Here is a 17,261-nt window from a genome sequence, read left to right as displayed (position 1 = left end):
CTAACCGTCCGGGCCGGAGCACGTGTTGGGTTGTGCACAACCGAGTTGCGTGCGATCCTGGTGGCATGCCCGTGACCGACGAGATGGTGTGCTTCTCCCTCTACGCAGCGAGCCGCGCGACCACGCAGGCGTACCGCTCGCTGCTCGAACCCTGGGGACTGACCTACCCGCAGTACCTGGTGCTCGTGACCCTGTGGATCGAGGGTGACCAGACCGTCTCGAGCCTCGGTGACCACCTGCAGCTCGACTCCGGCACCCTGTCGCCCCTGCTCCGCCGCATGGAGCAGTCCGAGCTCGTCCGCCGCGAACGCCGCAGCGCCGACGAGCGCGTCGTGACGATCACGCTCGGCGACCGCGGCCGCACCATCCGTGCCGACCTCGCGCACATCCCGGCGACGATCGCCGCCGGCATGGGGCTCCCCGACGAGCAGGCCGCCACGGAGCTCATCGCGACCCTGCACCGGCTGACCGAGACGATGCACGCCGCGGCCACGAACGACACCGCCGCGACGCCCGACCGCGCCGCCGCGGACCACTGACCCCACGAAGGAAGGAACACCATGGAAGCCCTCTACACCGCCGAGGCCCTGGCCACCGGCGAAGGCCGCAACGGCCACGTCGCCACGAGCGACGGCACGGTCGAGTTCGACCTCGCCATCCCGAAGGAGATGGGTGGCTCCGGCAACGGCGCCAACCCCGAGCAGCTCTTCGCCGCCGGGTACGCCGCCTGCTTCCACTCCGCACTGCAGGGCGTCGCCCGCAGCCAGAAGGTGAAGATCACCGACTCGTCCGTCGGCGGCCGCGTGCAGATCGGCCCGAACGGCGACGGCGGCTACCAGCTCGCCGTCATGCTCGAGGTCGTCATCCCCGGCCTGGAGCACGACCAGGCCCAGGCACTCGCCGACGCAGCCCACCAGGTCTGCCCGTACTCGAACGCGACCCGCGGCAACATCGACGTCACCATCGTCGTCTCGGAGGACTGACCCATGAGCACCACCACCCCCACCACCATGCGCGCCGTCGTCCACGAGACCTTCGCCGAGCCCGCCGAGGTCCTCGGCGTCCAGGAGCGCCCGGTCCCCACGCCCGGCACCGGCGAGGTCCTCGTCCGCACGGTCCTCTCCCCCATCCACAACCACGACCTGTGGACCGTCCGCGGCACCTACGGCTTCAAGCCGGAGCTGCCCGCAGCCTCCGGCACCGAGGCGCTCGGCGTCGTCGAGGCCCTGGGCGAGGGCGTCACGAACCTGACGGTCGGCCAGCGCGTCGCCGGCGGTGCCTTCGGCGTCTGGGCCGAGTACTACACCGCGAACGCCGCCGGACTCGTCCCGGTGCCGGACGCCATGACCGACGAGGCCGCAGCACAGCTCGTCTCGATGCCGTTCAGCGCCATCAGCCTGCTGCACTCGCTCGACCTGCACGAGGGCGACTGGCTCATCCAGAACGCCGCGAACGGTGCCGTCGGGCGCATGGTCGCCCAGCTCGGCGCGGCCCGCGGCATCAACGTCATCGGCCTGGTGCGTCGCGCCGCCGGCGTCGAGGAGCTGCGCGAGCAGGGCATCGAGCGCATCGTCGCCACCGACGCGGACGACTGGAAGGACCAGGTCGCCACGATCACCGGAGGCGCCCCGATCGTCGCCGGTGTCGAGTCCGTCGGTGGCAAGGCCGCCGGCGACATCGCCAGCGTGCTCGGCGAGAACGCGACCCTCGTCGTCTTCGGCGCGATGGCCTCGCCCACGCTCGAGATCCCGTCCGGCAAGGTCATCTTCGGCCAGCTCACCGTGAAGGGCTTCTGGGGCAGCGTCGTCAGCAAGACGATGCCGGCCGAGACGAAGGGCCAGCTCTTCGGCGAGCTCATCACCCGCGTGCTCGACGGCTCGCTGACGCTCCCCGTCGCCGAGACCTTCGCGTTCGAGGACGTCCGCGACGCCGTGCGCGCCTCGGACACCGCCGGCCGCGTCGGCAAGGTGCTCCTGCGCCCGTAGCGCGACCGAACGACGGACGGGCGCGCCCCGCTCAGCGGCAACGCGAAGCGTTGCGCGGGGCGCGCCGACCGAGCCTGCGAGGGAGGACGGTGCCAGCTGGCACCGGGCCTCCCGTCCGTCCGTGCGCGCGATCACCGCGCCACGTGCGCGACCTAGCCGCGCGACGCCTTCTGCGGGACCGTGAAGATGTTGCCGGTGGTGACGCCCTCTTCGACTTCTTCGAGGGTGCGGCCGCGGCTCTCCGGCACGAACTTCCAGATGAAGAGCAGCGCCAGGACCCCGACGACCGCGAAGCCGAAGAACGTGCCCGTGATGCCGGTCGCGGCGACGATCGTCGGGAAGTAGAGCCCGAGGAACGCGTTCGCGATCCAGAGGCAGAACACCGAGATGCCCATGCCGAGCGCGCGGATCTGGGTCGGGAAGATCTCCGACAGCAGCACCCACACGGCGATGTTGAGGAAGGTCTGCATCGAGCCGACGAACGCGACGACGAGGAACAGGATCACCCACGGGCGGGCCGGGTTGCCGTCGGGCAGGGCGACCGAGGCGATGCCGATCAGGAAGTGGCAGAGCGTCGTGAGCGAGAACCCGATGATCAGGGTCGTCCGGCGGTTGATCTTCTCCATGTTGTAGATGGCGATGACGCCACCCACCACGGCGATGACACCCGGTGCGATGTTCGCGATGAGGGCCGCCGACGCCTGGAAGCCGGACTCGATGAGCACGGTCTGCCCGTAGTACATGATCGAGTTGATCCCGGTCAGCTGCTGGGCCACACCGAGGCCGGCGCCGATGAGCACGATGCGGATGAGCCACTTGTTGCCGAGCAAGGTGCGCCAGCCACTGACCTTCTGGACCTTCTGCTCGAACTCGTTCGTGCGCTTGATGTCGTCGAGTTCGGCGGTCGCACGCTCCGTGGTGCGGACCTGCTGCAGCACCGAGAGGGCTTCGTCGTACCGACCCTTCGACGCGAGCCACCGTGGCGACTCGGGCACCCGCAACATGCCGACGAACAGGGCGATCGCGGGCAGCGCGCAGACGGCGAGCATGACGCGCCAGACCCCGTTGCCCTCACCCCAGATGGTCCCGATGAAGGCGTTCACCACGAAGGCGGCGAGCTGCCCGATCACGATCATGAGTTCGTTGCGGCCGGACAACGAACCGCGGATCTCGTACGGCGCGAGTTCGGCGAGGAACACCGGGACGACGGTGGAGGCACCGCCGACCGCCAGACCGAGCAGGACACGACCGACCACCATCACGCCGAACACCGGGGCGAAGACGCAGATCAGGGTGCCGAAGAAGAACGTCACCGCGAGGGCGATGATCGTCTTGCGACGACCCCAGCCGTCGGCGATCCGGCCACCGAGCATGGCGCCGATCGCGGCACCGAACAGGAGCGAGCTCGTGACGATGCCCTCGGTGAGGTTCGTCAGGCCGAGCTCTTCCTTCATCGGGAGGAGCGCACCGTTGATGACACCGGTGTCGTACCCGAAGAGCAGGCCGCCGAACGTGGCGACCAGGGCCAGGACGCCGAGGCGGCGTCGGTGTGGTCCGGTCCCGATCGGGGGTAGTGCGACAGTCGGGGCTGTCGGCTTGATGTCGACCATTCGGTGACTCCTTCGTCGGTGATCGCGCTTCAGTGCGTGCACCGATGGTAACCCGGATCCATGTCCTGTCAATTGGACATTCTGTCGTCAGGACGATTGGATCGGTCCACATAACGCCTGATCAGGACGGGAGCGGTCCAACGCACTCCGGGTAAGCGTCAGGACTCATCGGGCGCCGGGCTGTCCCCCAGCACGTCACCGAGCGACGCGATGTCCGCGCCGTGGTCGGTGTAGCGCCGGACGGTCCGTCGGGCAGCTGCACTCGCGGCACCGGACAGCGCCGGGTTGCGTCGCGCGGCATCGGCCACCCGGCCCGCGTGCCCCGCGGTCGAGAGCAGGACGTTCGCCAGCGCCCGGGCGTCGCCGCGTTCGGGCACCCCGGTGACCGTCCACGCCGTGCGCACCTGGGCGTCCGGCGTCACACCGCGTCGGGTGCCCATGCGGTGCCAGTCGGACAGGACGCCCTCGGTCCGGGAGGCCGCGCGGTCGGCCTCGCCCGCTCTCCGGCGCGCGGCGTCACGTGCAGCGGACTCGCTCGCGCCCTCGACCGTGTCGTACCGGTCGGTGAGGCCGTCGGCCCGGCGCCGGACACTCTCCGCCCGTTCACGAGCAGCGCCGTCGTCACCGCCTTCTTCTGCGATGCGGGCGGCGTGCGCGGCGGCAGCCGCGGCGAGGATCTCCGAACGCTCCATGGCCTCGACGGTAGCCGTTCCGACCGACACCGGCGACCGCTCAGACGATCGACACGTCCCAGCCGAGGTCGGCGGCCCGGTCACCGAGGACCCGGGCGTTCGCGCCGCACACCGACTCGGTCGACCCGGTCGGGTAGTAGCGACGGATGGCTGCTTCGGGAACGAACCGACCACCGAGCGGATCCGTGGCGGCATCACGCACGCTCCACCACCGATCGGTCGCCTGCGCGATCGCCGTCTCGAGCGGGACCTCCACGGTGACGATGCGCAGCTTCTCGTACCCGGCGTCGTCGAGCTCGGCGAGGAGGTCGTCGAGGTAGTCCACGCTCGACAGGGTGCCGTGCACGACGACGTTCTCGCCGTTGCGGAGGGCGCGGCGGCGCAGCGTGTCGGCAACGGTGGTCGACTCGGCGTGCACGAACCCGGCGATCTCACGGAGCTGCACGGGCCGGTCGTCGGCCAGGCGACGAGCCGTCCACCGGTCCACCAGACCGTCCGCCTGTGCGCGCAGGAGCAGCGGGTCCTTGAAGTCGTCGGCGTCGATCGACCGGTACCCGCACAGCTCCGGCATCCGCTCCAGGGCGGTCGACTTCCCCGACCCGGGCGGCCCGGCCGTCACGACCACCGCGAGCGAGCCGTCGGTGACCGGCGACGGGGTCAGCGCGCGGTGTTCCTCGAGCACGGACTCGTGGAACCGCAGGCGGCTCGCCTCGTACAGGAAGCCGTCCGGCGCGTAGATCGTCCTGGTGCTCGCGCCGGCAGTGTCCGACCAGGGGTTGTCGAGCGAGTCGGCCCGGAGCGCACGGCCCAGCTCGACGGCCACCCGGTCGCGGAGCTTCGTCACCGGGTGCGCTTGCGGGTCTGCCGTTCGGCGATCGCCCGGCGGACGGTCTCGTACTCGACCTCGGACAGGAGGCCGTCCTGGAACGCCGCCGCGAGTTCCTTGGTGGTGCCGGTGGCCGAGGCGGCACCGTCGAACGCCGCACCACGCTTCGGGGTGCGGTGCGTCAACGCCATCGACGACAGCTCGCGCAGCATCGTCTCCGAGTCGATCTGGCCACCCTCGCGCCGGGAGATGACCTCACGCGGAGACGGCCGCTTCGTGGTCAGGGTCCTGCGGGAGAGCCGCCGCGAGACCTCGGGCTGGGAGATCCCGGCGAGCTTCGCGATCTCGCGCTGCGGGACGCCGAGGTCGGCGAGCTTGAAGATCCCGCGCCGCAGTTCCATCTCGGCGTGGTGTTGCTGCTCACGACTGTGCAGGACGTGCTCGACCGCCGCACGGACGGTCGCGGGCGCACTGTCGGTCCGACCGGCCAACGCGCGCACGACGGCTTCGGTGTCGGGTCGACGGGGGTCTGACCCACCGCGTCGCTCGGGGACCACCCTGACGCCCATGACCACCTGCTCTCGTTGATACCGATGGTATCACTCGTCGTGGACGACGGAGGATCCGCGGTACGTCTGCAGACACAGGACGGAGGCGCTGCGTTCGCCCCGGGGACACCGCGCGGTTAGCATCGAGCTGAGGGGGAATCATGAACCGGACGCTCGCGATCGGGGTCGTCGTCGCGGCCACTGTGGCACTGTCGGGGTGCTCGCTGCTGCGCGGGTCGGACCGAGCCCTCCCCGCCCCGTCCACCCCGGCGACGACGCCGACCTCGTCGGCCGACCCGACACCGACGCCGGACGACGACCCGGAGGGTGACCTCCTCGAGTCGTCGGCGCACCCCCGCACGCCGACCCCGGAACCGACCGAGTCGGCGGCTCCGGCTCCGACGCTGACGCCGATCCCCGCCGGGACCGTCCTCGCCCAGGGCGACGTCGCGTCACCGAAGGGCAGCGTGCACTTCCGGTTCCGCGTGGTCGCGGTCGGCGACGACACGTTCACCGCGCAGTACTCCGGCTTCACCTCGACCCTGCCGGTGCCGGTCGGGGTCGGCCTGTTCGACCTGCCGCGCGCGGTCGGCGACGGCCTGACCTACCCCGGCGTCGGCGACCGGACGCTCGGTGGGCCGACCAGCACGGCAACCGCGGTGGACGTCCCGCTGAGCGGCTCCGGCGTCGACCCGTCGCACCTCACCACGCTCGTGACCTACTCCGCGGCGGCTCCGGGGCAGGAGGCCCCGGTCGAGATCGGGGCCGGCAAGGTGCTCGCGGTGACGACCGTGCGGTGGTCCGTCCCGGCGCGGCAGACGAACGTGCACCCGGAGGACGCCGGCGCCCGGGCGAACGCGACCGGTCCGGTCACCGCGACGACGACCGGCGGGACGCCGCGGTCGTACACGGTCGCGCCGGACGACCTCATCGGAGACGTCGCCGCGCGGTTCGGCATCAGCGTGCGGGCGCTCGTCTGGCTCAACGAGGGCGTGCAGGTGTTCGGGACGGACCAGCACCTCTACGAGGGAACGACGCTCAACCTCGACCCGCTCGCCCGCTGACCGCGGCGGCCACGGCGCCGGCGACCTTTCGCGGTGAGCGACACCTCACGGGCCGCGCCGCGCGTGAACTGTCGCTCAGCGCGAAAACCGCCTCGGGTCCGCCCCGCGGCCAGCGCGACCGGCAGACGGACGGGAGGCCCGTGGCGGATCCGCCACGGGCCTCCCGTCTCGCAGGTGGGTGCGTCGTTACTTGCGCAGCTCCAGGTACTTCGCGATGAGCGCCTTGGTCGACGCGTCCTGCGCGTCGAGCGCGGCCTGGTCACCCTCGACGGCGGGCGTGACCTGCAGCGCCAGCTGCTTGCCGAGCTCCACGCCCCACTGGTCGAACGAGTCGATGCCCCAGATCGTGCCCTCGGTGAACACGATGTGCTCGTAGAGCGCGATGAGCTGGCCGAGCACGCTCGGGGTGAGCTCCGGCGCCAGGATCGACGTCGTCGGCTTGTTGCCCGGGAACGTGCGCGCCGCGACGATCCCCTCGTCGGTGGTGCCCTCGGCACGGACCTCGTCGGCGCTCTTGCCGAACGCCAGCGCCTTGGTCTGCGCGAAGAAGTTCGCCAGGAACAGCGTGTGCACGTCCGTGCCGGGTGCGACGCCCTTGCCGTCACCGGTCTCGTCCTTGAGCGGCCGGGCCGGGTTCGCGACCGTGATGAAGTCGGCCGGGATCAGGCGGGTGCCCTGGTGGATGAGCTGGTAGAACGCGTGCTGGCCGTTCGTGCCGGGCTCGCCCCAGAAGACCTCGCCGGTCTCGGTGGTGACGGGCGAGCCGTCCCAGCGGACGCGCTTGCCGTTCGACTCCATGGTGAGCTGCTGCAGGTACGCGGCGAAGCGGTGCAGGTACTGCGTGTACGGCAGGACCGCGTGGCTCTGCGCACCGAGGAAGTTCGTGTACCAGACGTTGAGCAGGCCCATCAGGACCGGGACGTTCTGCTCGAGCGGCGTGGTGCGGACGTGCTCGTCGATGGCGTGGAAGCCGGCGAGGAACTGCTCCCAGTTCTCCTGGCCGATCGCGACGATGACGCTCGTACCGATCGCGGAGTCGACGGAGTAGCGGCCGCCCACCCAGTCCCAGAACCCGAAGGCGTTCTCGGGGTCGATGCCGAAGGCCTCGACCTTGTCGAGCGCGGTGGAGACGGCGACGAAGTGCTTCGCGACGGCGTTCTTCTTCTCGTCGTCACCGGCGTCGGTCAGGCCGAGCCGCTCCCACAGCCACTGGCGTGCGAGGCGCGCGTTCGTCAGGGTCTCGAGGGTGCCGAAGGTCTTCGACGCGACGATGAACAGCGTGGTCTCGGGGTCGAGGTCCACGGTCTTCTCGTAGATGTCCGCGGGGTCGATGTTCGACACGAAGCGGGCTTCGAGCCCGGCCTGCACGTAGGGCTTGAGTGCTTCGTAGACCATGACGGGGCCGAGGTCGGACCCACCGATGCCGATGTTGACGACGGTCTCGATGCGCTTGCCGGTGACACCGGTCCACGAGCCGTCACGCACCTGCGATGCGAACGCGTAGACCTTGTCGAGCGTGGCGTGCACGTCGGCGTCGACGTCCTGGCCGTCGACGGTCAGCGGCGCCGCCGGGACGAGCCCCTCGGTCGCCTTCGGGCGGCGGAGCGCGGTGTGCAGGACGGCGCGGTCCTCGGTGACGTTGATGTGCTCGCCGGAGAGCATCGCCTGGAAGCGCTCGGCGACGCCGGTGTCCTTCGCGACCTGCAGCAGCGCGGCGAGGACGTCCTCGGTGACGAGGCCCTTCGACAGGTCCACGGTCAGGTCGGCGGCCTGGAACGTGTACTGCTCGGCACGGCCGGGGTCGCTGTCGAACCACCCGCGCAGGTCAGGGGTGAAGTCGGCAGCGATGCTGTCGAGCTTCTTCCAGCCTTCGGTCGATGTGGGGTCGACGGGAGCGGATTCGGTCACTTCGGTCCTCCTGGGATCACGTTCGAGACGTACAGCCCGCAGGTCACCGCACCAGTGCGTCGCGGACCGTCTTCGAGCGTAGTGCCGTCGGCACCGTCGCGCGCACCGCCGGACGGGAGGCACGGGGTGCGTTCGCTGCGCGCGTCACGTCCGGCGGATGGCCGGCCTCAGGGCCGGGGTGCGAAACGCCGCAGCCGCAGGCTGTTCGTCACGACGAACACCGACGAGAACGCCATGGCGGCGCCGGCGAGCACCGGGTTCAGCAGCCCCGCCATCGCGAGCGGGATCGCCGCCACGTTGTACGCGAACGCCCAGAACAGGTTGCCCTTGATGATGCCGAGCGTGGCCCGCGACAGCCGGACGGCGTCGGCGACGACGGTGAGCCGACCGCTCACGACCGTGATGTCACTGGCCGCGATCGCGGCGTCGGTGCCGGCCCCCATCGCGATGCCGAGGTCGGCCGCGGCGAGCGCGGCAGCGTCGTTGACGCCGTCACCGACCATGGCCACGCTCCGTCCCTGGGCCTGCATGGCCCGGACGGCGTCGAGCTTGCCGGCCGGGGTCGCGCGGGCGTGCACTTCGTCGATGCCGACCTGTGCGGCGACGGCGCGTGCGGCGCCGTCGTTGTCGCCGGTGAGCAGGACGGGGTGCAGGCCGAGCGCCACGAAGCGCGCGACCGCGTCGGCTGCCTCGGGCTTCACGGTGTCGCCGACGACCACGACGCCCAGCACGCGGCCGTTCCGCGCGACGACGACCGCGGTGCCCCCGTCGGCCTCGGCGGCGGTGACCGCGGCCGAGGCCTCGTCGGGCACGACGACGGCCCAGGACGCTGCGAGCCAGCGGGTCCCGCCGACGAGCACGACGTCGCCGTCCACGACGGCCTGCACGCCAGCGCCGGGGGTGGAGTCGAACTGTTCTGCGGTCGGGACGTCGAGTTGGCGGGCCGTCGCGGCCCGTACGACCGCACGTGCCACGGGGTGTTCCGATCCGTGCTCGACGGCGGCGGCGAGCCGGAGCACGGCGTCCGCGTCGAGGGTCGCGTCCGTCGAGGTCACGGCGCGAAGGGTCATCTCGCCGGTGGTGACGGTGCCGGTCTTGTCGAGCACGATGGTGTCGACGCCACGGGTCCGTTCGAGCACCTGCGGGCCGCCGATCAGGATGCCGAGCTGGGACCCGCGGCCGGTGCCGACGAGCAGTGCGGTCGGCGTCGCGAGTCCGAGGGCGCACGGGCAGGCGATGATGAGCGTGGCGACGGCCGCGGTGAACGCCGCCGTGACCGAGCCGCCGAGTACGAGCCAGCCGACGAACGCCAGCACGGCGAGCCCGATGACGATCGGCACGAAGACGCCGGAGACCCGGTCGGCCAGGCGTTGGACGTCGGCCTTGCCGGTCTGCGCGTCCTCGACGAGCCGTCCCATCCGGGCGAGCTCGGTGTCGGCGCCGACGCGGGTGACGGCGACCACGAGCCGGCCGCCGACGTTGATCGTCGCGCCGGTCACCCGATCGCCCGGTCCGACCTCGACGGGGACGGATTCACCGGTGACCATGCTGCAGTCGACGGCCGAGGACCCGTCATGCACGAGGCCGTCGCTGGGGATCCGCTCCCCCGGCCGCACGACGACGACGTCCCCGACGACGAGCGCCGACGCGGGCACACGCTGCTCGACGCCGTCGCGCAGCACCGTGGCCTCCTTCGCGCCGAGTTCGAGCAGGGCGCGGAGTGCCGCCCCGGACTGCTTCTTGGCGCGGGCCTCCATGTACCGGCCGGCCAGGATGAACACCGTGACGGCCGCGGCGACCTCGAGGTACAGGTCGGTCGCCTCGGGGTCGGTCGCGATCCACGAGAACGTCATGTGCATGCCGGTGGTGCCGGCGTCGCCGAAGAAGAGCGCGTAGAGGGACCAGCCGAAGGCCGCCAGCACACCCACGCTGACCAGGGTGTCCATGGTCGCGGCACCGTGTCGGGCGTTCACCCACGCGGCACGGTGGAACGGGAGCGCGCCCCACACCGCGACGGGCGCGGCGAGCGTCAGGGCGAGCCACTGCCAGTTCGGGAACTGCAGGACCGGCACCATCGAGAGCAGGACGACCGGCACGGCCAGGACCGTCGACACGACGAGTCGTCGGCGCAGCGCTCCGGCCGGGTCGTCGGCGTCGTCGTCCGGCGCCGTCGTGTCGGCCGGCGGCGCGGGGACGGTCGCACCGTAGCCCGCGGACTCGACAGCGGCGATGAGGGCAGCGGGGTCGGCGGGGCCGTCCGCGGCGACCTGCACCTGTGCCTTCTCGGTGGCGTAGTTGACGGTGGCGGAGACCCCGGGGAGCTTGCCGAGCTTCCGTTCGATGCGGTTCGCGCACGAGGCGCAGGTCATGCCCGTGATGTCGAGCTCGACGATGCCGTCCGTCACGACGGCACGACCTCGTACCCCGCCTCGGCGACCGCGCCGCGGAGCGCATCGGCGTCGACGGGTGCGTCCGAGGTGACGGTCACCGACGAGGCACCGCCGGGGACGAGCGCGACGGCGACGTCGGACACCCCCTCGAGTTCGGTGAGTTCCTCGGTCACGCTCAGCACGCAGTGCTCGCAGGTCATGCCCTCGACGAGCAGCAGTTCGGTGGTCACGGTGTCTCCTCCTGTGGTTCGGGTGCGGGCGGCGGTCACGAGCGCACGAGCCGGGCGATGGCCTGACTGGCTTCGCGGACCTTCTCGTCCGCGGCGTCGCCACCCTCGGCGACCGCCTCGGCGACGCAGTGCTTGAGGTGGTCCTCGAGCAGCGACAGCGCCACGCGTTCGAGCGCCCGGTTCGCCGCCGAGATCTGGGTGAGGACGTCGATGCAGTACGTCTCGTCCTCGACCATGCGGGCGATGCCGCGCACCTGGCCCTCGGCGCGACGGAGCCGCTTGAGCAGGTCGTCCTTGTCGCCGATGTACCCGACGTGTTCGTGCATGGTGGCCTCCACGGTCCTCAATACGGTACCCCCCTAGGGTATTCCCTCCGATGGACGCGCGGACACGAACGAGGGTATTCACCTCGCCGTGCCGTCGATGTCATGATTTCGACCATGACCGATCCGGCGACGAACGGCTTCCGCAGACTGCGGTTTGCCGACGGCGACGGCTCCGACTACTCCGACATCTTCGAGGCGGAGTACCACGGGTCCGACTTCGCCTCGGAGACGTACGCGACCGACGACGCCCGCTACGAGTACACCGTGGTGGGCGACGACGACCTGACGCTGCGGACCATGCGCGCCGAGGGTGGTCGGCGCGGCGGGATGATCGGGGCGCGGGAGGACCACGTGGTCTTCTGGCTCACCAGGGGCCGACTCGAGATGCACTTCGCCGACCGCACGCGAGTGGTCGAGCCGGGCAGCCCGTACATCGCGAGTGCGTCCGAGGCGTACCGCTTCGAGTCCGACGGCACCGTCTACAACGGAGTGCACATCGCGGACTCGTTCCTGCGGACCGTCGGGCGCGACCTCGGCTACCGACTGCCGGACGGCCCGCTGCTGTTCGAGCAGCAGGACGAGGTCATCGCCCGCCGCGAACCGCTGCGCCACCTGATCGGGGAGCTCGGCCCGGCGCTCGTGGACGACCGCGTGGTCGGTCCGATGCGGACGGCGCTGAACCGTCGCCTGGCGATCGTCGTGCTCGACACCTTCCCGATCCGCAACCGCGGCGACGACGTCCCCGTCGCGAACCGGCTGCGCGACGCGATCCGCTACGTCGAACAGCACGCGGCCGAACGTCCGGCGGTGTCGGACATCGCCGCGGCGTGCGGACTCAGCCAGCGGGGACTGCAGGACGTGTTCGCCCGCACCCTCGACTCCACGCCGCACCGGTTCCTGCGCGAGCACCGGCTCGACCGTGCCCGGAGCGAACTCCTGCGCGCGGGCGACGACCGGGCCCCCGGTGCCGACGGGGTCGCCGTGGTCGCGCGTCGGTGGGGCTTCACCAACCCGGGCCGGTTCGCCACCGCCTACCGCGAGCGGTTCGGCGAGGACCCCGCTGCCACGCTCCGCACGTCGCTGTCCGCACGCCCCGACAGCGGTCGGTCGTCGTGGCGCGTCCGCCGCGCGGTCGCGTTCATCGAGGAGCACGCCGCCGAGGACCTCTCCCTGCAGGACATCGCCGACGCCGCCGGGGTCCTGCCGCGACGCCTGCAGCAGCTCTTCCGGGCCGAGCGGGGCGAGTCCCCGATGGCGTGTGCCCGGGCGATCCGCGCCGCTGCAGAACGCAACGCGGCGGACGGAACACGCGAAACCGCCTGAGCGGACGGCCAGGGGGTACACCCACATCCCCGTGTTTCCGCGGATTCCTGGATTTCTGCCGAATCCGAAAAGTCATGTGTGACGAATCTCTGGTGCAGCCCGTCTCATCCGTGAACAGCAACCGCTGGGAACGCCCGGCGGGTCACTCGGAAGGAACGAACCATGGCTGACTCCATCACCACCACCCCGGCAACCACCGCTGCGGCCCGTGCCACCTCGCACGCCGGCTCGAACAGCGGCGTCACCGGCAAGACCGTCATCGACGACACCGTCGTGTCGAAGGTCGCCGGCATCGCGGCCCGCGAGGTCAACGGCGTGCACTCGCTCGGCGGCGGCGCTGCCCGTGCGATCGGCGCCCTCCGCGACGCGATCGGCCAGCGCGACTTCGGTCAGGGCGTCAAGGTCGAGGTCGGCGAGAAGCAGGTCGCCGCGGACATCGTCATCGTCGCCGAGTACCCGGTGTCGCTCCAGCAGGTCGCCGACGGCGTCCGCAGCAGCGTCGCTCGTGCCCTCGAGCAGATCGTCGGCATGGAGGTCGCCGAGGTCAACGTGACCGTCCAGGACGTCTTCATCCCGGGCGACGACGACGACAACGAGAACGACGAGAAGAAGGAAGCGCGAGTCGCATGAGCAACACACTGATCGGTGCCCTCATCGGCGCCGTCCTCGCAGTCGTCGCACTGCAGTTCGGGTTCTGGGGCTTCGTCCTGGTCATCGTCTTCGGTGCGATCGGGGCCCTCGTGGCCGCGCTCGCCACCGGCAAGATCGACCGTGGCGCCCTGACCGACGTGCTCACCGGGCGCCGGAGCTCCCGGTGAACGCCGGCCCGGACGTCGTCCCGGGCCGCGTCGAGATCACCGCTCGTGCACTGACCTCGCTGGCGCGGGCCGTCGCAGCCGAACGGCTCGGCGCCCCCGCCAAGCGGGTCAGGGTCGGTCTCGGAGACGCGGCCGGCGCGATGGCCCTCGACGTCACCGGCCCGATCGCCGCGGGCGACGACCTCGTCGCCCGTTCGGCCCAGGTCGCCGACGAGGTCAAGCGCCGCGTGAGTGAACTCACCGGCCGCCGCGTCGGCAGTGCCCACATCGAACTCACCGGGATCGTGCGCGAGCGCGAGTCCCGAACCCGGTAGGAGACCATCATGAGCAACGGTTCCGTCGAACGACGCATCCGTCGTCGGAGCGTGCACCGCTCCCGCTCGACCGCAGTGGCGGTGGCGCTGGTGGTCCTCGCACTGGTCGCCGCGTGGATCGGCACGGAGTCGGTCCTGCGGGCGATCGGGCGGCCTCCGCTCCTCGCCGACCCGCAGACCGCCGTCGACGCCGCACTGCAGCCCGACGCCGCGTTCGTCACGATCGCCGAGGTCATCGCCGTCGTGCTCGTGGTCCTGGGCATCGTGCTGATCGTCCTGGCCCTGAAGCCGGGCCGCCAGCACCGCTCCGTCGTCCAGCACGACCGTGGCGCCGTCGTCATCGACACCCGCATCGTCGCCTCGACCGCGGCCAACGCCGCCGGGACGGCCGCGGGGGTCCCCGAGGGCAACGCCTCGGCCACCGCCCGCGGTCGCCGCACCGACGTCCGGATCGTGCCCGTCACCGGCATCCCGGTCGACGAGCAGGCCGTGCAGGCAGCCGTCCGCGACCGCCTCAGTGGTCTCGACGAGCGGTTCGGCCAGAACATCCGCGTCCGCATCGACGAGAAGGGGACCCTCGCATGACCAAGAGCAACCGGACCATGAACCGGATCATCCTCTTCGTCCTCGGCCTCGTCGCCGTCGTCGTCGGTCTCACGATCGGCGCGGGTGTGCTGCCCGCCGTGCAGGACGCGATCAAGCCGTACGTCGACCTGCCGAGCAACCTGGACGTCCCCGCGTCCTCGCTCTGGATCGTCGCCGTCGCCTGCGCCGTCGTCATCGTGCTCGCCCTGGTCTGGGTGTTCACCCGCGGCGGGGGCGGCACGTCCGTCGCCGTCCGCGAGCGCTCCGGAGAGGACGCCGTCACCGTGAACGTCGCACTCGTCCGCGACGTCGTCGAGCACGAGCTCGCCGGGGTCCGCGACGTCGTCGGCTCCCGCGTCGACACCTACCTGGTGCGCAAGCAGCGTGCTGCTCGCATCCGCGTCGCGGTCCGCCGCGGCGGGGACGCCGTCTCGGTGCTCGACGCCGTCGACCGCGCCGTCGCGGTCCTCGACCGCACGCTCGGCCGCCAGGTGCCCGTCCTGGTACACCTCACCGGTGGGACTCGTTCGGCGCTCGCGAAGTCGACCCGCGTCCACTGACACCCGCCAGCAGGACGCGACCCCGGGCCTCCCGGCCCACCGAAGACCCACGCAACACCCACCACCGGGCGAACGCCCGACCGATGAAAGGACCCGTCATGGGACTCGACGACAAGATCAAGAACGCTGCTCAGGACATCGCCGGCAAGGCGAAGGAAGCCGTGGGCAAGGCCACGAACGACGACTCCAAGGTCGCCGAGGGCCAGAAGGACCAGGCCTCCGCGAGCGTCAAGAAGACCGGCGAGGACGTCAAGGACGTCTTCAAGAACTAGGACGCTCGATGCGTGTCGGGGCACTCGCGACTTCGAGTGCCCCGATGCGTTCCGCGGACCCGAACGAGGAGGAACCATGCAGCACGACCCCCATGCGCACACGCAGGTCACCGAGGTGGCCCTGCCCGCAGAACTGACGGAGCCGCTGCCCGACGACGCGACCCCCGCGATGCTCATCGCGCGAACCGCGGCGGAGACGGCGCTCGGCGTGCCCGGCGTGCACCACCTCGGCGGGACCGTGTCCCGAGCCGCCGACGAACTGCGGAAGCGGCTCGGCCGCTCCGCCGGGACCGCCGGCGTGCAGGTCGACGACGAGGACGGCACCTTCGCGGTGCAGGTCTCCGTGATCGTGACCTACCCGCGGAACGTCCGCGAGGTCGCCGACGAGGTGAAACGGCAGGTCGCTGCAGCAGCTGGCCAGGTCGCATCCGTGCCGACGACCGTGGACGTCCGCGTCCTCGACGTGCACGGTCCGTTCGACGACGAGCCCTCGCCCGTCGAGCGAGCGGCCACCGCCGTCGGCGATGCCGTGCAGGATGCCGCCAAGGCGACGAGCGAGACCACGAAGCGCGTGGCGACGGCGACCGTCGACGCCACGAAGCAGGCGGCCGACGCGACGGCCGAGGCGACCAAGCGTGCCGCCGACGCCACCGCCGACGTCACGAAGCAGGCGGCCGAGGTCACCGCAGACGCCACCAAGCGTGCCGCCGACGCGACGGTCGACACCGCCAAGCGTGCTGCCTCGGCCACCGCTGAGGTCACCAAGCAGGCCGCTGACCAGGCCGCGGATGCCACGAAGCGTGCGGCCGACGTCACCGCGGACGCCGCCGAACAGGCCGTGGACGCGACGACCGCCACCGCCGGCCGCGTGCACGAAGCCGCGTCCGACGCGCTCGACCGTGCATCCGAGGGTGCCCGAGACGCCGCTGACACCGCGCGCGACGCGGCCAGCAGCGCACGTGCGGCCGTCGTCGACGAGGACGCTGCCACCCCCGTCGTCGCCTCCGAGACGGCTGCCGACGCAGCGGTGCGTGCCGCCGACTCCGCCGAGGACGCCGCGCAGGACGCCGCCGACGCCGCAGCCGACGCCAGCGAGGCAGCGCGGGCAGCCGCCCGCGACGGCGACCAGCCGGCCGCCCCGACCGCGGACCGACCGTGACCACCGCCTGGTCCGGCGGTCGTCGGCCCCGCACCCGTCGGCCCCGGCCGCGCGGTGTGTGGATCGCCGGTGGCATCGGCGTGGTCCTGGTCGCCGGGGTCCTGCTCGGGGCGTTCCTGCCCCTGGTCGGGTTCCTCGGCGGCGTCACCGCCACCACCGCCGGCCTCGTGCCGTTCCCGTTCGTGCGGGTCACGGTCGTCGCGGTCCTCGGGCTGGTCGTCGTGCTGGCGCTCCTCGCCATGGCCCTCACTCGTCGGCACACCACGACGGCGACGATCTCGGTCGTGCTCGCCGTCCTGGTGAGCATCGCCGTCACGATCGTCCCCGTGGTGCTGGTGGCCGTCGGGTCCGCCGACCGTGCTGGCGACGTGTGGCCGATCGTCACCGAGCTCTGGCAACGCTTCACCGGCTGATCCGCCGGCACCTGCACCACCGACCAAGGAGTCCCACCATGCGCAACCGCATCATCGTCATCGGCCTGATCGTCCTGATCGGGTTCTGGTTCGGCTCCCGCGCGAACCGTCCGGTCATCAAGACGTCCAAGGGCGAGACCGTCCGCAGGGCCTGGAACGACCCGCACGCCCGCAAGGCCCGCAAGAAGCTGGGCAAGAAGATCGCCAAGGCCGCCAAGCGGCACAGCTGACGACCTGG

General features: G+C 71.5%; 22 protein-coding genes. 14 read left to right on the top strand and 8 right to left on the bottom strand.

Annotated features, from left to right (window positions below):
• The first annotated feature begins 65 nt into the window (after window positions 1-65).
• From EDF23_RS08735 to EDF23_RS08725, 3 genes are read left to right on the top strand one after another with little or no spacing between them, the layout of a single operon-like run.
• Window positions 66-539, top strand: coding sequence for a MarR family transcriptional regulator (locus tag EDF23_RS08735; protein WP_185020884.1), 474 nt, complete (start codon window positions 66-68; stop codon window positions 537-539).
• A gap of 21 nt (window positions 540-560) precedes the next feature.
• Window positions 561-983 (top strand): organic hydroperoxide resistance protein, encoded by a 423-nt coding sequence (locus EDF23_RS08730; protein WP_123291776.1) that lies wholly within the window; start codon window positions 561-563, stop codon window positions 981-983.
• A 27-nt stretch (window positions 984-1,010) separates the two neighbouring features.
• The gene (locus EDF23_RS08725; RefSeq protein ID WP_131921553.1) at window positions 1,011-1,985 is read left to right on the top strand and encodes a zinc-binding dehydrogenase; all 975 of its coding nucleotides are present in this window, start codon (window positions 1,011-1,013) and stop codon (window positions 1,983-1,985) included.
• Between the two features lie 152 nt (window positions 1,986-2,137).
• Here EDF23_RS08725 and EDF23_RS08720 read toward each other — a convergent pair whose 3' ends face one another.
• The 4 genes from EDF23_RS08720 to EDF23_RS08700 all read right to left on the bottom strand — a co-directional run bounded on the left by EDF23_RS08720 (window position 2,138) and on the right by EDF23_RS08700 (window position 5,682).
• Complete coding sequence (locus EDF23_RS08720; RefSeq protein WP_131921434.1) at window positions 2,138-3,595, bottom strand: sugar porter family MFS transporter; 1,458 nt, start codon at window positions 3,593-3,595, stop codon at window positions 2,138-2,140.
• Between the two features lie 158 nt (window positions 3,596-3,753).
• Window positions 3,754-4,287: a hypothetical protein gene (locus EDF23_RS19185; protein ID WP_165901067.1), complete on the bottom strand. Its 534-nt coding sequence runs from the start codon at window positions 4,285-4,287 to the stop codon at window positions 3,754-3,756.
• 40 nt (window positions 4,288-4,327) lie between these two features.
• Window positions 4,328-5,131: a zeta toxin family protein gene (locus tag EDF23_RS08705; RefSeq protein ID WP_123291773.1), complete on the bottom strand. Its 804-nt coding sequence runs from the start codon at window positions 5,129-5,131 to the stop codon at window positions 4,328-4,330.
• The gene (locus tag EDF23_RS08700; RefSeq protein ID WP_123291772.1) at window positions 5,128-5,682 is read right to left on the bottom strand and encodes a hypothetical protein; all 555 of its coding nucleotides are present in this window, start codon (window positions 5,680-5,682) and stop codon (window positions 5,128-5,130) included. The genes EDF23_RS08705 and EDF23_RS08700 overlap by 4 nt, the downstream gene beginning before the upstream one ends.
• A gap of 140 nt (window positions 5,683-5,822) precedes the next feature.
• Here EDF23_RS08700 and EDF23_RS08695 point away from each other — a divergent pair, with 140 nt between their 5' ends.
• Window positions 5,823-6,725 (top strand): LysM domain-containing protein, encoded by a 903-nt coding sequence (locus EDF23_RS08695; RefSeq protein WP_123291771.1) that lies wholly within the window; start codon window positions 5,823-5,825, stop codon window positions 6,723-6,725.
• A gap of 186 nt (window positions 6,726-6,911) precedes the next feature.
• On the opposite strand, the gene pgi is transcribed toward EDF23_RS08695, so the two are convergent.
• From pgi to EDF23_RS08675, 4 genes are all read right to left on the bottom strand, one after another.
• Entirely contained in the window at window positions 6,912-8,633 is a 1,722-nt protein-coding gene (gene pgi, locus EDF23_RS08690; RefSeq protein ID WP_123291770.1) for a glucose-6-phosphate isomerase, read from the bottom strand.
• Window positions 8,634-8,800: 167 nt separating this feature from the next.
• A complete protein-coding gene (locus EDF23_RS08685; RefSeq protein ID WP_131921431.1) occupies window positions 8,801-11,038 on the bottom strand; it encodes a heavy metal translocating P-type ATPase in 2,238 nt (745 codons plus the stop codon).
• On the bottom strand, window positions 11,035-11,223 hold the full coding sequence (locus EDF23_RS08680; protein ID WP_123292282.1) for a heavy metal-associated domain-containing protein: 189 nt from the start codon (window positions 11,221-11,223) through the stop codon (window positions 11,035-11,037). The genes EDF23_RS08685 and EDF23_RS08680 overlap by 4 nt, the downstream gene beginning before the upstream one ends.
• Before the next feature lie 65 nt (window positions 11,224-11,288).
• The gene (locus EDF23_RS08675) at window positions 11,289-11,579 is read right to left on the bottom strand and encodes a metal-sensitive transcriptional regulator (RefSeq protein WP_111084793.1); all 291 of its coding nucleotides are present in this window, start codon (window positions 11,577-11,579) and stop codon (window positions 11,289-11,291) included.
• Window positions 11,580-11,693: 114 nt separating this feature from the next.
• Between EDF23_RS08675 and EDF23_RS08670 the strand changes: the two genes are divergently transcribed.
• The 10 genes from EDF23_RS08670 (at window position 11,694) to EDF23_RS08625 (ending at window position 17,253) form a co-directional block, all read left to right on the top strand.
• Window positions 11,694-12,902, top strand: a complete 1,209-nt coding sequence (locus EDF23_RS08670) for a helix-turn-helix domain-containing protein (protein ID WP_131880381.1) — start codon at window positions 11,694-11,696, stop codon at window positions 12,900-12,902.
• A 162-nt stretch (window positions 12,903-13,064) separates the two neighbouring features.
• Window positions 13,065-13,532: an Asp23/Gls24 family envelope stress response protein gene (locus EDF23_RS08665; RefSeq protein WP_131880379.1), complete on the top strand. Its 468-nt coding sequence runs from the start codon at window positions 13,065-13,067 to the stop codon at window positions 13,530-13,532.
• Entirely contained in the window at window positions 13,529-13,720 is a 192-nt protein-coding gene (locus tag EDF23_RS08660) for a DUF2273 domain-containing protein (protein WP_123291766.1), read from the top strand. The genes EDF23_RS08665 and EDF23_RS08660 overlap by 4 nt, the downstream gene beginning before the upstream one ends.
• The gene (locus EDF23_RS08655) at window positions 13,717-14,034 is read left to right on the top strand and encodes a hypothetical protein (protein WP_123291765.1); all 318 of its coding nucleotides are present in this window, start codon (window positions 13,717-13,719) and stop codon (window positions 14,032-14,034) included. Before EDF23_RS08660 ends, EDF23_RS08655 begins: the two co-directional genes overlap by 4 nt.
• Before the next feature lie 9 nt (window positions 14,035-14,043).
• A complete protein-coding gene (locus EDF23_RS08650; RefSeq protein ID WP_111084757.1) occupies window positions 14,044-14,619 on the top strand; it encodes a DUF6286 domain-containing protein in 576 nt (191 codons plus the stop codon).
• Window positions 14,616-15,179: a hypothetical protein gene (locus tag EDF23_RS08645; RefSeq protein ID WP_111084758.1), complete on the top strand. Its 564-nt coding sequence runs from the start codon at window positions 14,616-14,618 to the stop codon at window positions 15,177-15,179. Before EDF23_RS08650 ends, EDF23_RS08645 begins: the two co-directional genes overlap by 4 nt.
• Window positions 15,180-15,277: 98 nt before the next feature.
• Complete coding sequence (locus tag EDF23_RS08640; RefSeq protein ID WP_131880377.1) at window positions 15,278-15,451, top strand: CsbD family protein; 174 nt, start codon at window positions 15,278-15,280, stop codon at window positions 15,449-15,451.
• Window positions 15,452-15,527: 76 nt separating this feature from the next.
• Entirely contained in the window at window positions 15,528-16,610 is a 1,083-nt protein-coding gene (locus tag EDF23_RS19725) for an Asp23/Gls24 family envelope stress response protein (protein WP_131921430.1), read from the top strand.
• Complete coding sequence (locus tag EDF23_RS08630) at window positions 16,607-17,023, top strand: MFS transporter permease (protein ID WP_131921429.1); 417 nt, start codon at window positions 16,607-16,609, stop codon at window positions 17,021-17,023. Before EDF23_RS19725 ends, EDF23_RS08630 begins: the two co-directional genes overlap by 4 nt.
• Before the next feature lie 38 nt (window positions 17,024-17,061).
• The gene (locus tag EDF23_RS08625) at window positions 17,062-17,253 is read left to right on the top strand and encodes a hypothetical protein (RefSeq protein WP_123939323.1); all 192 of its coding nucleotides are present in this window, start codon (window positions 17,062-17,064) and stop codon (window positions 17,251-17,253) included.
• Window positions 17,254-17,261 lie beyond the last annotated feature (8 nt).

It is taken from the genome of Curtobacterium sp. PhB128, from assembly GCF_004340725.1.
GTDB lineage: Bacteria > Actinomycetota > Actinomycetes > Actinomycetales > Microbacteriaceae > Curtobacterium.
The sequence above is the reverse complement of the archived record's forward strand: the minus strand, read 5'-3'. Positions and strand labels throughout refer to the sequence as shown.

Excerpts from the sequence above, each read along its gene's own strand:
- EDF23_RS08735 (WP_185020884.1), top strand. The coding sequence starts at position 66 with ATGCCCGTGACCGACGAGATGGTGTGCTTCTCCCTCTACGCAGCGAGC.
- EDF23_RS08730 (WP_123291776.1), top strand. The coding sequence starts at position 561 with ATGGAAGCCCTCTACACCGCCGAGGCCCTGGCCACCGGCGAAGGCCGC.
- EDF23_RS08725 (WP_131921553.1), top strand. The coding sequence starts at position 1,011 with ATGCGCGCCGTCGTCCACGAGACCTTCGCCGAGCCCGCCGAGGTCCTC.
- EDF23_RS08720 (WP_131921434.1), bottom strand. The coding sequence starts at position 3,595 with ATGGTCGACATCAAGCCGACAGCCCCGACTGTCGCACTACCCCCGATC.
- EDF23_RS19185 (WP_165901067.1), bottom strand. The coding sequence starts at position 4,287 with ATGGAGCGTTCGGAGATCCTCGCCGCGGCTGCCGCCGCGCACGCCGCC.
- EDF23_RS08700 (WP_123291772.1), bottom strand. The coding sequence starts at position 5,682 with ATGGGCGTCAGGGTGGTCCCCGAGCGACGCGGTGGGTCAGACCCCCGT.
- EDF23_RS08695 (WP_123291771.1), top strand. The coding sequence starts at position 5,823 with ATGAACCGGACGCTCGCGATCGGGGTCGTCGTCGCGGCCACTGTGGCA.
- EDF23_RS08680 (WP_123292282.1), bottom strand. The coding sequence starts at position 11,223 with ATGACCTGCGAGCACTGCGTGCTGAGCGTGACCGAGGAACTCACCGAA.
- EDF23_RS08675 (WP_111084793.1), bottom strand. The coding sequence starts at position 11,579 with ATGCACGAACACGTCGGGTACATCGGCGACAAGGACGACCTGCTCAAG.
- EDF23_RS08670 (WP_131880381.1), top strand. The coding sequence starts at position 11,694 with ATGACCGATCCGGCGACGAACGGCTTCCGCAGACTGCGGTTTGCCGAC.
- EDF23_RS08665 (WP_131880379.1), top strand. The coding sequence starts at position 13,065 with ATGGCTGACTCCATCACCACCACCCCGGCAACCACCGCTGCGGCCCGT.
- EDF23_RS08660 (WP_123291766.1), top strand. The coding sequence starts at position 13,529 with ATGAGCAACACACTGATCGGTGCCCTCATCGGCGCCGTCCTCGCAGTC.
- EDF23_RS08650 (WP_111084757.1), top strand. The coding sequence starts at position 14,044 with ATGAGCAACGGTTCCGTCGAACGACGCATCCGTCGTCGGAGCGTGCAC.
- EDF23_RS08645 (WP_111084758.1), top strand. The coding sequence starts at position 14,616 with ATGACCAAGAGCAACCGGACCATGAACCGGATCATCCTCTTCGTCCTC.
- EDF23_RS08640 (WP_131880377.1), top strand. The coding sequence starts at position 15,278 with ATGGGACTCGACGACAAGATCAAGAACGCTGCTCAGGACATCGCCGGC.
- EDF23_RS19725 (WP_131921430.1), top strand. The coding sequence starts at position 15,528 with ATGCAGCACGACCCCCATGCGCACACGCAGGTCACCGAGGTGGCCCTG.
- EDF23_RS08625 (WP_123939323.1), top strand. The coding sequence starts at position 17,062 with ATGCGCAACCGCATCATCGTCATCGGCCTGATCGTCCTGATCGGGTTC.